Raw genomic sequence first — 12,268 nt, 5'->3', positions numbered from 1 at the left:
GGTCGGGGCCGCGGGGGGCTTCGAGGCTCGAGCGAGCCTCAGGCGCCTGTGCAGGCCGGCAGCGAGGATCGCTTCCGCGCCGTGCCTGCCGGAAACTTCTCCAGCTTCGCCGCCGGCCGGATCGGCCGTGCCACCAGCTCACCGCCGCAATTCGGGCAGACGCCGCCGGGCAGGCGCGTCGCCGCGCAGTCGCGGCACCAGGTGCATTCGAAGGAGCAGATCAGCGCGTCGCGCGACGCCGGCGGCAGGTCGCGGCCGCAGCATTCGCAGTTCGGCCGAAGCTCCAGCATGGCGCCTACTCGATCCCCTCGTAGAAGTCGTTTCCCTTGTCGTCCACCACGATGAACGCGGGGAAATCCTCGACCTCGATGCGCCAGACCGCCTCCATGCCGAGCTCGGGGTATTCCAGCACCTCGACCTTGCGGATGCAGTCCTGCGCCAGCCGCGCCGCCGGGCCACCGACGCTGCCGAGATAGAAGCCGCCGTATTTCCGGCAGGCCTCGCGCACCGCCTTGCTGCGGTTGCCCTTGGCCAGCATCACGAAGCTGCCGCCGGCGGCCTGGAACGCCTCGACATAGCTGTCCATCCGGCCCGCGGTGGTCGGGCCGAAGCTGCCCGTCGCGTAGCCCTCCGGCGTCTTGGCGGGGCCGGCGTAGTAGACGGGGTGGTTCCTGAGGTAGTCGGGCAGGCCCTCGCCGCGATCCAGCCGCTCCTGCAGCTTGGCGTGGGCGATGTCGCGCGCGACCACCATCGGGCCGGTCAGGGAGACGCGGGTCTTGACGGGGTGCTTCGACAATTCCGCGCGGATCTCGCTCATCGGCCGCGTCAGGTCGATCTTCACGACGTCGCCGCCCAGCGCCTCCTCGGTCGCTTCCGGCAGGTAGTGCGCCGGCTCGCGCTCGAGCTGCTCCAGGAACACGCCTTCGGGCGTGATCTTCGCCCGCACCTGGCGGTCCGCGCTGCAGGACACCCCGATCCCGATCGGCAGCGACGCACCGTGCCGGGGCAGCCGGATCACCCGCACGTCGTGACAGAAATACTTGCCGCCGAACTGCGCGCCGATGCCGAGGTTCTGCGTCAGCTTGTGCACCGCCTTCTCGAACTCGGTGTCGCGGAAGGCATGGCCGGCCATGCTGCCCTCGGTCGGCAGCTGGTCGAGATAGCGGGTGGAGGCGAGCTTCACGGTCTTCAGCGTCATCTCCGCCGAGGTGCCGCCGATCACGATCGCCAGGTGATAGGGCGGGCAGGCGGAGGTGCCGAGCGACTTGATCTTGTCCTCAAGGAAGGCCAGCAGCTTCTCGCGCGACAGCACGGCGCGGGTCTGCTGGTACAGGAAGGTCTTGTTGGCCGAGCCGCCGCCCTTCAGCACGAACATCAGGTGCAGCTCTTCGGCGTGGTGCTCGTCCGGGTCCGCCAGGATCTGGAATTCCACCGGCAGGTTGTTGCCGGTGTTCTTCTCCTCCCACATCGTCAGCGGCGCCATCTGGGAATAGCGCAGGTTGGTCTCGGTGTATGTGCGGTGGACGCCGAAGCTCAGCGCCTCCTCCTCGTTGCCCTCGACCCAGACGCGCTGCCCCTTCTTGCCGGAGATGATGGCGGTGCCGGTGTCCTGGCACATCGGCAGCACACCGCCGGCGGCGATGTTGGCGTTCTTCAGCAGGTCGAGGGCGACGAAGCGGTCGTTCTCGCTGGCCTCCGGGTCCTTCAGGATGTTGGCGAGCTGCTGCAGGTGCCCGGGGCGCAGCAGGTGGGAGACATCGCGGCAGGCGGCGAAGGCGAGCTGTTCCAGCGCCTCCGGCTTGATCTTCAGGATGGTCTTCCCGTCGCACTGCACGGTCGAGACGCCGCCGATGTCGAGCTTGCGATAGGGTGTCGGGTCTTTCGCGAGCGGGAACATCGGGCTGTAGCGGAACCCGGAGGGCCGCGTGGGCGCGGTCACGGGGCTGTCGATGTCGAGCGGTGCGGTCATGGGGTCTTACTCCGCAGGCAGCGGCCTTCCGCCCGCGGTCCTAGCCCAGGCGGGCGCGCCCGCCAATCGGCGGGGCTATTCGCGCGCCGGGCGGCGGCGGAAGGCGTCCAGACTGACGACCTGGGCCGGTTCTTCCGGGGCGGCCTTCGGCTCCTCCGCCTCGTCCTCGGCAGAAGGTTCGGCGGCGGCCTCCATGGTGGGCTGGAAGCGCAGGCCGTAGCGCACGGCGGGGTCGGCGAAGCCGGTCAGGGCGGGGAAGGGGACCACGAGGGTCGCGGGCACGCCGCCGAAATACAGCCGCACGCTGAACAGGTTGGCCTCGCGGTCCACCGTCAGCGCCTCGTACTGGTGCTGCAAGACGATGGTCATCTCCTGCGGATAGCGGGCCTTGAGGTGGCCGGGCAGCTTCACCTGCGGGTGATCGGTGCGGAACGTCAGGTAGTAGTGGTGTTCCCCGGGCAGGCCCTCGGTGGCGGCGAGTTCCAGGGCGCGCGCCACCACTTCCCGCAGCGCGTCGTCGGTCCAGCGCTCGTACGGGATCAGGCTCGGTGCGGGGCGTGCGTCGTCGCTCATGAAGGCATCCCTGGTCCCGCAACCATAGGCGCCACGGCATGTCGCGAAAAGGGGCGGCCCATGCGAAGGCGGCGCGTCGCGCGCCGAGGCCGCGAATGCGGCCCGCCGGCAGTCCGGCGAGCCAAGGCCGCGGATGCGGCCGCCCGGCGCCTGAGGGCATCGCAAACCGGCGGCGCGCGATGCGCGCCGAGGCCGCGAATGCGGCCCGCCGGCAGTCCGGCGAGCCAAGGCCGCGGATGCGGCCGCCCGGCGCCTGAGGGCACCCAAACACCCACTTTCCTTCCGCGCAGCGGAAGGAAAGTGGGGGGCTTCTGTTGCCCGGTGCCCCCCGGACCGCGCTTACCTAGTGTTAGGCAGCGAGTGCGACAGCCTCGCGGCTGTTGTCGTTCGCACTTGGATTTTAGCCCGATAACGGCGGTACAATGCCGGGCAAAAGCGACCCCTTTACCACGCGCGTCGAGCCTGTTTCGCCCCCTTGCCAGAACCGGCCGACAAGCCGGGGAAGGATGGTGGAGGCGCCGGGCACTGCCCCCGGGTCCGCAACGCTTATGCCGAGTCGTGTTTATCGCCATAGCCGGCAAGCCGGCACGGAAGCATATAGGCGGTCCCGCTACCGGAATCGAGGGGTATCCGGTAGGAAGTCCCGCTTCCAGGGGGACCGGGCATGGCGCTGACCGCCGAGCAGCAGCAGGAGATCGAGGCCGCGCGCGGCGCCACCGCCGCGACCCGCCGCCCGACCGTGCCCGCGCTGGAGTCGCTGCTGTTCCAGGCCACGCCCGTGCTGGACCACGGCTTCGTCCGGGTGGTGGACTACATGGGCGACGATTCCGCCATCGTGCAGGCGGCCCGCGTCTCCTACGGTCGCGGCACCCGCGCCGCGAACGAGGACCGCGGGCTGATCCGCTACCTCATGCGCCACCGCCACTCCACGCCGTTCGAGATGTGCGAGATCAAATACCACGTGAAGCTGCCGATCTTCGTCGCGCGGCAGTGGATCCGGCATCGCACCGCCAACGTGAACGAGTACAGCGCCCGCTACTCGATCCTGGACCGCGAGTTCTACATCCCCGCGCCGGAACACCTCGCCGCGCAATCCGCCATCAACCGCCAGGGCCGCGGCGCCGTGCTGGACGGGCCGGAGGCCGCCCGCGTGCTCGACCTGCTGCGTGAGGACGCCACCCGCAACTACGACCACTACCTCGAGATGCTGAACGAGGACGACCAGGGCAGCCCGCTCGATCCGTCCCGCCATGGCCTGGCGCGCGAGCTGGCGCGGATGAACCTGACGCTCAACGCCTATACGCAGTGGTACTGGAAGACGGACCTGCACAACCTGTTCCACTTCCTCTCGCTGCGCGCCGACGCCCATGCGCAATACGAGATCCGCGCCTATGCGGAAGCGATGATGACCAGCGTCGAGGCCTGGGTGCCGATGGCCGCCGCCGCCTTCCGCGACTACCGGCTCGGCGCCGTCACCTTCTCGGCGCAGATGTTGGCGATCGTTCGGCGCATGGTCGCCGGCGAGCGGGTGGCGCAGGAGGGCTCGGGCCTGTCCAAGCGCGAATGGCGCGAGCTGATGGACGCGCTGGGGCGTGGCGAGTAGCGCCTCCGCCAAGCCGCGCCCGCGCGGCGGCCAGGGCACGCGGCGCGCCGCCGCCAAGGCGCGCGCGCCGGCATGGCTCGGCCGCTGGTGGAAGATCGCGCTGCTGGTGGCCATCGTGACCATCGGCCTGCCGCTGGCGCATGCGCTGTTCGGCGAGGTTGTCGCGCTGCTCGGCCTTGCGGCGCTGATCGGCTTCCTCGTGGGCCGATGGACCGCCGCATGAGCCCCTATCGCATCGCCGCCGTGATCGATTTCCTGGCGCTGGCCGACCGCCTCAAGCATGTCGAGCGGCGCGGCCGCACCGTCAGCCCGGACGGCGCCGCGCGGCAAGAAAACTCGGCCGAGCATTGCTGGAACGTCGCCCTCGTCGCGCTGCTGCTGCACGGCGAGGTCCCCGACCCGCCCGATCTCGGCCATGTCCTGGCGATGATCGCCGCCCATGACCTGGTGGAGGTCGAGGCCGGTGACACCTTCGCCTATGACGAGGCACACATCCTGACCCAGGCCGCACGCGAGCGCGCCGCGGCCGATGTGGTCTTCGGCCGCCTGCCGCCCGATCTCGGCACCCGCATGCGCGCGCTGTGGGAGGAATTCGAGGAAGGCGAGACCGCCGCCGCCCGCTTTGCCATGGCCTGCGATCGCGCCCAGGGTTTCCTGCAGGGCGTGATCGGCACCGGCCATTGGCGCGCCGAGGGCGTCAGCGAGGCGCAGACCACGAAGCGCATGGACCCCGCCCGGAAGGTCGCGCCGGTCTTCGAGGCGCTGATCGCGACGCTCTACGAGCGCGCGCGGCAGGGCGGGATGTTCGCGGAGCAAGCGCCATGACGGTCCTGGTCTTCGGCAGCGCCAATGCGGACCTGGTCTTTGCCGTGCCGCAGCTTCCGGCACCCGGCGCGACCGTGCTGGGCGAAGGCGTGCGCAGCTTCCCCGGCGGCAAGGGCGCGAACCAGGCGGTCGCCGCCGCCCGCGATGGCGCCGCGGTGCAGTTCGCCGGCTGCGTCGGCCGCGACGCCTTCGCCGAGGTCGCGACCGCGGCATTGCGCGAGGCCGGCGTGGATCTTTCCCGCCTCGCCGTGGTGGACCAACCCACCGGCTGCGCGGCTATCTGCGTGGACCCCGCCGGACGCAACCAGATCGCCGTCGCCCCCGGTGCGAACGAGACCGCGCGCGCCGCGCAGGTCGAAAACGCCGCACTGCATCCGGACGTCGTGGTCCTGCTGCAGATGGAGGTGCCGGCCGCCGAGGTCGCCGCGCTGATCCATCGCGCCAAGGCGCGCGGGGCGCGGGTGGTGCTGAACCTCGCCCCGCCCGGCGCATTGCCGCTGGACGCGCTGCGCGCGCTGGATGTGCTCGTGGTCAACGAGCACGAGGCGGAAGTGCTGCTGCACCGCCTGCGCGCGCCCGATCACGGCCTGCTTGCCGCGGCGCTCGGCACCGCGCTGCTGGTCACGCTCGGCGAGCGCGGCGCGGCCTTCTTCCACGGCACCACGACCTTCGGCGTGCCGGCCTTTCCCGTGACCCCGGTGGACACGACAGGTGCGGGCGACTGCTTCTGCGGCGTGCTCTGCGCCGGGCTGGACCGAGGCCTGACGATGCAGCAGGCGATGCGCCGCGCCAGCGCCGCCGCTTCGCTCGCCTGCACGCGGCCCGGCGCGGCGAGCGCAATGCCGACCGCATCGGAAACGGACGCGCTGCTGGGATAGGCTCAGGGCGGCAGGACCCGACTTGGTCGTTCCGCCGTCGCATTCTACCATCCCGGCGACGCAGGCCGGGATCGATCGCATGACAGCAACGACGCAGCGCATGCCGGCCTTCGGGCGGCGCATTCTGACCATGCCGCTGATCCGCCTGGTCGTGCTCGGCGCCGCCCTCTTCGTCATGCTTGTGATGAGCAACGACGTGATGCTGGCCCTGTCCGGCCGGCCGCTCGCCGCGGCCGCGGGGGTGGTGGGCATGGCGGCTGCCGCGGTGGCCGTCTATGTCGGCTTCGCCCGCCTCGTCGAACGGCGAGGCGTGGCGGAGTTGTCCCTGCCGGGTATGGGCCGGGAACTCGGGCTCGGCATAGCGATCGGGGCGGGGCTCTACGCCGCCTGCGTCCTCGTGCTGGTCATCCTCGGCATCTACCGGATCGAGGGGCTGAACCCCTGGACCTTCCTCCTGCCGGCGCTGGCGATGGCGCTGAGCTCCGGCATCTTCGAGGAACTGCTGTTCCGCGGCGTGATCTACCGTTCGGTGGAGGATGTCTGCGGCAGCTGGGTTGCGCTGGTGGTCTCGTCCCTCGTCTTCGGCTTCGTTCACCTTCTCAACCCGGCGGGCACGGTGATGGGCGCGCTCTTCATCAGCATCGAGGCCGGGCTGCTGCTCGCCGCCGCCTACATGCTGACCCGCCGCCTCTGGCTCAGCATCGGCTTCCACATGTCCTGGAACTACACGCAGTCGGCGATCTTCTCCGGCATCGTGTCGGGCGGCGACACCGATCCGGGGCTGATCCGGGCCACCATCGAAGGGCCCGCCGCGCTGACGGGCGGCAGCTTCGGGCTGGAATCCTCGCTGGTGGCCCTCGTGTTCTGCACCGCAACCGGCCTGGTCCTGCTGGCGCTGGCCATCCGGCGCGGCCGCGTCAGGCCGCCCGCCTGGCGGCGGACGGCCTGACCGGCCGGCGCGCTACTCCACCACGATCTTCGGCCCGGCGCCGCCGCCGGCGCGCTCGGCCAGCTTCTCCCGCAGCCGCGTTGCGATGCGCTGGTAGGCCTGCGCCTCCTCGGTTTCCGGCCGCGCGGCGACGATCGGCGTGCCGGCATCGGCCAGCTCGCGGATGGCAAGCTTCAGCGGCAGCTCGCCCAGGAATTCCACGCCCAGCCTTTCTGCCTCGGCGCGCGCGCCGCCATGGCCGAACAGCTCCGCCCGATGGCCGCAGTTCGGGCAGCAGTAGAAGCTCATGTTCTCGATGAGCCCGAGCACCGGCACGCCCACCTTCTCGAACATGCGCACCCCGCGCCGCGCATCGATCAGCGCCACGTCCTGCGGCGTGGAGACGATCACCGCGCCGGCCAGCGGCACGCGCTGGCTCATGGTGAGCTGTGCATCGCCCGTCCCTGGCGGCATGTCCACCACCATCACGTCCAGGGAGCCCCAGGCGACCTGGCCCATCAGCTGCTCCAGCGCGCCCATCACCATCGGGCCGCGCCAGACCATCGGCGTCTCCTGCTCTACCAGGAAACCGATGGACATTGCCTTCAGCCCCCAGCGCTGCAGCGGGATGATCTGCTGGCCCTCCGCCCGCGGCCGCTCCCGCGTGCCGAGCATCTGCGGCAGGGAGGGGCCGTAGATGTCGGCATCCAGCAGCCCGACCTTGAGGCCCTGGGAAGCCAGCGCCACCGCCAGGTTGACCGCGGTGGTGGACTTCCCGACGCCGCCCTTGCCCGAGGCGACGGCGATGATGGCGCCGACCTCCGGCAGCAGCATCGGCCCGGCGCCGCGCTGGGGCTTCGGTGCCTCCGGCGCCGGTTGCGGCGGCGCCGTGCGATGTGCGGTCAGCACCACGGTGGCGGAGATCACCCCCTTCACCCCCGCCACCGCGCGCTCGGCGGCAGCGCGCAGCGGCTCCGAATCGCGGGCGCGTTCCCGTGGCACCTGCAGTGCAAGCTGCGCCATGCCGTCGCGCACCGTCAGGCCCTCGATCATCCCGGCCTCGACAACGTCGCGCCCGCTCGCCGGGTCGCGCACGGATCGCAGCGCCGACCGGATCGCCCCCTCCAGCGTTTCGCCCATCGCTTGAAAATCCCTCCGAAAGCCTCGATATCGGCCTCGTCGCGCCGGTCGCGAGCCCGGCCGCGCGCGGTGCCGGGGCCCGAGACGCTGGTGCGCTCCGGCCCAGGGGGCGCGCGATGCCGTTGCGGCCTGCCGGTGCCCATATGGCCCAGCGGCGCGAAGCCTGCACCCCTCCCTGTGCGAGGGGACCGCATTGCGGCAAGAACAGCCGGGAGCAAGGAGGTCGAGTAGCCCGATGGCGTGGAACAACAGCGGCGGACCCAGCCCCTGGGGCAATCCCAGGCCGGGGGGACCTTGGGGCGCGCCGCAGCCGCCTTCGGGCGGCGGGGGCCCCGGCGGCCGCGGACCCGACCTCGACGACGTGATCCGCCAGGCCCAGGACACGGTACGCCGCTGGCTGCCCCGCGGCACCGGCGGCAAGGGCATCGCCCTGATCGGCCTGGTCCTCGTGGCGCTCTGGGCGGCTTCGGGATTCTACCGGGTGGACCCCGACGAGCAGGGCGTGGTGCTGCGCTTCGGCGCCTTCGACCGCACCGCGCCGCCCGGCCTGAACTACCACATCCCCTGGCCGGTGGAGAGCGTGACCACCCCGCGCGTGACGCGCATCAACCGCGTGGACATCGGCTTCCGCGGGCCCGCCGAGGGCACCACGGGCGGGCGCGTCGTGCCGACCCGCGACGCGCTGGAAGAGAGCATGATGCTCACCGGCGACGAGAACATCATTGACATCGACTTCGCCGTGTTCTGGCGCATCCGCGATGTCGAGCAGTTCCTGTTCAACACGCGCAACCCCGAGCAGACGGTGAAGTCCGCCGCCGAGAGCGTGATGCGCGAGGTGATCGGCCGCACGCCGATCCAGCCCGCGCTGACCGAGGCGCGCGCGCAGATCGAGCAGCAGGTCCGCGCCGGCACGCAGGCGATCATGGACCAGTACGGCGCTGGCATCGAGATCGCCCAGGTCCAGTTGCAGAAGGTGGACCCGCCGTCCCAGGTGGTGGACGCTTTCCGCGACGTGCAGCGCGCCAATGCGGACCGCGAGCGCCTGCGCAACGAGGCCGAGAGCTACCGCAACGACATCATCCCCCGCGCCCGAGGCGAGGCCGAACGCCTCGTGCAGGAGGCCGAGGGCGTGAAGGAAAGCCAGGTCGCCCGCGCCCGCGGCGAGGCGCAGCGCTTCATCAGCGTGCTCAGCGCCTATGAGCAGGCGCAGGACGTGACGACGCGGCGCATGTATATCGAGACGATGGAGGAGATCCTGCGCCGTAATCCGACGGTGGTGGTGGACAGCGGTCTGCAGGGCATCGTGCCCTTCCTCAACCTCTCCGACCCCGTGCGCAGTCCGGCCGCCGCCGCGCCGCAGGTGCTGCGCCCGCAGCCGGGCGCTGCGCCCACCTTCCAGCCCGGGACCGGCGCGGCCGTGTCTGGCCGCACGCAGGGAGTGCCCCGATGAACCGCGCTCTCATCGCCGCTGCCGCCGCGGTCGTCGCACTGGTGGTCGTCGCCTCCACCCTGTTCACCGTGCAGCAGACCCAGCAGGTGCTCATCACGCAGTTCGGCCAGCCGATTCGCGTGATCACCGAGCCCGGCCTGCATGCGAAGATTCCCTTCATCCAGTCGGTGATCTCCTTCGACCGCCGCCTGCTGGATTTCGACGCGCCGGGCGAGGAGGTGATCCTCGGCGACCAGCGCCGGCTGATCGTGGACAGCTTCACCCGCTACCGCATCACCGACCCGCTGGTGTTCTTCCAGACCGTCGGCGCGACGGAGGCCGGCATCCGCGCGCGGCTGAACTCCATCGTCACCTCCTCGCTGCGCCGCGTGCTCGGCAACGAGCCGCTGCTGTCGGTGCTCTCCACAGACCGGGCGCGGATCATGGACACCATCCAGCGCCAGGTGAACGAGGAGGCGCGCCGCTTCGGCATCCAGGTGACGGATGTGCGCATCCGCCGGACGGACCTGCCGGAGGAGAACACCCAGGCGATCCTGAGCCGGATGCAGTCCGAGCGCGAGCGCGTCGCGCGGGAAGCCCGCGCCGAGGGTGCCGAGGTGGCCGCGCGCGTGCGTGCGGGTGCCGACCGCGAGCGGACGGTGCTGCTCGCCGAGGCGACTGCGCAATCCGATATCCTGCGCGGCCAGGGCGAGCAGGAGGCGATCCGTATCTTCGCCGATGCCTTCCAGCGCGACCCGAATTTCTTCCAGTTCTGGCGCAGCATGCAGGCGTATCGCGAAGCCTTCAGCCAGGGCGACACGCGCCTGCTGCTGGCTCCGGACGGCGAGTTCTTCCGCTTTTTCCGACAGGGCATGCAGTCGGGCGCGGCCTCCGGCACATCGGGCGCGGCCTCTTCCCCGGCCGCCCAGGCGCCGGCGGCGGCCCAGCCGGCGAACGCGCCGCCCGCGGCAAGCGCGGCGCCCGCCGCACCCGCCGGCGCCGCCTCGAACTGAGGCCGGCGCCGGGTGCGGATCGAGCAGGTCCTGGCCGGCCTCGGCGTCGTGCTGGCGGTCGAGGGCCTGCTCTACGCGATCGCGCCGGGCGGCATGCGCAAGGCGCTCTCGGCTCTGGCGGCGCAGCCTGAATGGCGGCTGCGCAGCGCCGGCCTGGCGGCCGCGTTCATCGGCGTGGCGCTCGCATGGCTCTTGACGCGGGCGTGACCCCGCTGCCGCCCGGGATCAGGGGCGGCGCTGCGTTTTCGTGGCGCTTCGTGACAGGCCGTCACATCTTGCGAGGCTTTCGTCATGCCAACTCCGTGCCAATGTAACGGCGAACCGCCCCCGCCTCGGGGCCGTTCCGCTGACCCCAGCAAGGGAAGGTCTTTGCCCGTGCGTCTTGCTCCTTTCGCTCTCGCGGCCGTGCTGGCCCTGCCTTTCGCGGTCGCGCCGCCCTCGGCGGTGACCGCGCAGCAGATCACGCCGCAGGTGCCGCCGCCCGGCGCGCCCTCCTCCTTTGCGCCCTTGGCGCAGCGCCTGCTGCCAGCCGTGGTGAACATCCAGACCACCCAGGCCTCGGCCCAGGCGCGCGCCGGCCGCGACGCGCCGGAAGTACCGCAGGCGCCGCCGGGCAGCCCCTTCGAGGAGTTCTTCCGCGACTTCCTCGAGCGCAACCGCCCCCAGGCCCCCGGCCAGCCCGGCCGCCCGCAGCCGCCGACCCGCCGCGGGCAGTCGCTTGGCTCCGGCTTCATCATCGATCCCTCCGGCATCGTGGTGACCAACAACCACGTCATCGAGGGCGCCGACGAGATCAACGTCGTGCTGCAGGACAACACCACGATCCGCGCCGAGCTGCTCGGCGCCGATCCGCGCACCGACCTGGCGGTTCTGCGCGTGCGTCACAGCGCGCCGCTACCCTCCGTGCCCTTCGGCGACAGCGACAGCGCCAAGGTCGGCGACTGGGTGGTGGCGATCGGCAACCCCTTCGGCCTCGGCGGTTCGGTGACGGCGGGCATCGTATCTGCGCGCGGCCGCGATATCCGCCAGGGCCTGTATGACGACTTCATCCAGACCGACGCGGCAATCAACCGCGGCAATTCGGGCGGGCCGCTGTTCAACCTGAACGGCGAGGTCGTCGGCATCAACACCGCCATCTACTCGCCCTCCGGCGGCTCGATCGGCATCGGCTTCTCGATCCCGTCGAACCTGGCAAAGAACATCGTCGCGCAGCTGCGCGACGACGGGCGGGTGCGGCGTGGCTGGCTCGGCGTGAACATCCAGCAGGTGACGGACGAGATCGCGGAGAGCCTCGGCCTCGGCAACCAAGCACGCGGCGCGCTTGTGGCGCGGGCGCAGGACGACGGGCCGGCGGCCAAGGGCGGCATCCAGGCCGGCGATGTGATCCTGCGCTTCAACGGGCAGGAAGTGCGGGAGATGCGCAACCTGCCGCGCATCGTGGCGGAGACGGCCGTCGGCTCGCGCGTGCCGGTCGTGGTGTGGCGCGACGGCCGCGAGCAGACCGTCGAGGTGACGGTGGCGGAATTGCCCTCGGAGCAGCAGCAGGCAGCGGTGAACCCGCAGCAGCAGCAGCGCCAGCAACAGACCGAGCTGACCGGGCTCGGGTTGCAGATCGCGCCGATCACGCCGGAACTGCGTGAGCGCTTCAGCCTGCGGGCCGAAAGCCGCGGCGTGGTGATCACCGAGGTCGCGCCCGGCAGTACCGCGGCGGAGCGCGAGCTGCGCCCCGGCGACGTGATTGTGGAGGTTCAGCAGGAGCGCGTGACGACGCCGCAGGAAGTGCAGGAGCGCCTGGAACGCCTGCGCCGCCAGAACCGCGCGACGGCCCTGCTGCTGATCGAGAGCGCCCAGGGCCAGCGCTGGGTCCCGCTGCGGCTCAACGCGCCGCAGCGGGGTCAGCCGGGGTGAGG

At 71.3% G+C, this 12,268-nt stretch carries 13 protein-coding genes and 1 other RNA gene; 9 read left to right on the top strand and 5 right to left on the bottom strand.

Translation table 11 applies throughout. The features are described 5' to 3' along the window. Positions 1-38: 38 nt before the first annotated feature. From E4T13_RS11470 to ssrA, 4 genes are all read right to left on the bottom strand, one after another. Positions 39-290, bottom strand: coding sequence for a DUF1272 domain-containing protein (locus E4T13_RS11470; RefSeq protein WP_137178387.1), 252 nt, complete (start codon positions 288-290; stop codon positions 39-41). A gap of 5 nt (positions 291-295) precedes the next feature. Next, complete coding sequence (locus E4T13_RS11465) at positions 296-1,969, bottom strand: fumarate hydratase (protein WP_137178386.1); 1,674 nt, start codon at positions 1,967-1,969, stop codon at positions 296-298. A 75-nt stretch (positions 1,970-2,044) separates the two neighbouring features. Then, complete coding sequence (locus E4T13_RS11460; RefSeq protein ID WP_137178385.1) at positions 2,045-2,542, bottom strand: SspB family protein; 498 nt, start codon at positions 2,540-2,542, stop codon at positions 2,045-2,047. A gap of 299 nt (positions 2,543-2,841) precedes the next feature. Then, positions 2,842-3,169, bottom strand: a transfer-messenger RNA (tmRNA) gene (ssrA, locus tag E4T13_RS11455). Positions 3,170-3,206: 37 nt separating this feature from the next. Between ssrA and thyX the strand changes: the two genes are divergently transcribed. The 5 genes from thyX to E4T13_RS11435 all read left to right on the top strand — a co-directional run bounded on the left by thyX (position 3,207) and on the right by E4T13_RS11435 (position 6,797). Beyond that, entirely contained in the window at positions 3,207-4,145 is a 939-nt protein-coding gene (gene thyX / locus E4T13_RS11450; RefSeq protein ID WP_137178384.1) for an FAD-dependent thymidylate synthase, read from the top strand. Then, on the top strand, positions 4,135-4,368 hold the full coding sequence (locus tag E4T13_RS29865) for a hypothetical protein (RefSeq protein WP_170984947.1): 234 nt from the start codon (positions 4,135-4,137) through the stop codon (positions 4,366-4,368). Before thyX ends, E4T13_RS29865 begins: the two co-directional genes overlap by 11 nt. After that, positions 4,365-4,970, top strand: coding sequence for an HD domain-containing protein (locus E4T13_RS11445; RefSeq protein ID WP_170984946.1), 606 nt, complete (start codon positions 4,365-4,367; stop codon positions 4,968-4,970). Before E4T13_RS29865 ends, E4T13_RS11445 begins: the two co-directional genes overlap by 4 nt. Beyond that, positions 4,967-5,848 (top strand): ribokinase, encoded by an 882-nt coding sequence (locus E4T13_RS11440; RefSeq protein ID WP_137178382.1) that lies wholly within the window; start codon positions 4,967-4,969, stop codon positions 5,846-5,848. Before E4T13_RS11445 ends, E4T13_RS11440 begins: the two co-directional genes overlap by 4 nt. Before the next feature lie 79 nt (positions 5,849-5,927). Then, positions 5,928-6,797, top strand: coding sequence for a CPBP family intramembrane glutamic endopeptidase (locus E4T13_RS11435; protein ID WP_137178381.1), 870 nt, complete (start codon positions 5,928-5,930; stop codon positions 6,795-6,797). A gap of 12 nt (positions 6,798-6,809) precedes the next feature. On the opposite strand, the gene E4T13_RS11430 is transcribed toward E4T13_RS11435, so the two are convergent. After that, a complete protein-coding gene (locus tag E4T13_RS11430) occupies positions 6,810-7,916 on the bottom strand; it encodes an Mrp/NBP35 family ATP-binding protein (RefSeq protein WP_137178380.1) in 1,107 nt (368 codons plus the stop codon). A gap of 235 nt (positions 7,917-8,151) precedes the next feature. Between E4T13_RS11430 and hflK the strand changes: the two genes are divergently transcribed. The 4 genes from hflK to E4T13_RS11410 all read left to right on the top strand — a co-directional run bounded on the left by hflK (position 8,152) and on the right by E4T13_RS11410 (position 12,266). Next, positions 8,152-9,366, top strand: coding sequence for an FtsH protease activity modulator HflK (hflK, locus tag E4T13_RS11425; RefSeq protein ID WP_137178379.1), 1,215 nt, complete (start codon positions 8,152-8,154; stop codon positions 9,364-9,366). Further along, positions 9,363-10,358, top strand: coding sequence for a protease modulator HflC (gene hflC, locus E4T13_RS11420; protein ID WP_137178378.1), 996 nt, complete (start codon positions 9,363-9,365; stop codon positions 10,356-10,358). Before hflK ends, hflC begins: the two co-directional genes overlap by 4 nt. Before the next feature lie 12 nt (positions 10,359-10,370). Further along, a complete protein-coding gene (locus E4T13_RS11415; protein WP_137178377.1) occupies positions 10,371-10,565 on the top strand; it encodes a DUF2065 domain-containing protein in 195 nt (64 codons plus the stop codon). Positions 10,566-10,733: 168 nt separating this feature from the next. Next, complete coding sequence (locus E4T13_RS11410; RefSeq protein ID WP_306768488.1) at positions 10,734-12,266, top strand: DegQ family serine endoprotease; 1,533 nt, start codon at positions 10,734-10,736, stop codon at positions 12,264-12,266. Positions 12,267-12,268 lie beyond the last annotated feature (2 nt).

Source organism: Roseomonas sp. AR75 (genome assembly GCF_005222815.1).
In the GTDB taxonomy this organism is placed as follows: Bacteria; Pseudomonadota; Alphaproteobacteria; order Acetobacterales; family Acetobacteraceae; genus Falsiroseomonas.
Note: the sequence above shows the minus strand (reverse complement) of the source record. Positions and strands in the feature narration are given on the sequence as shown.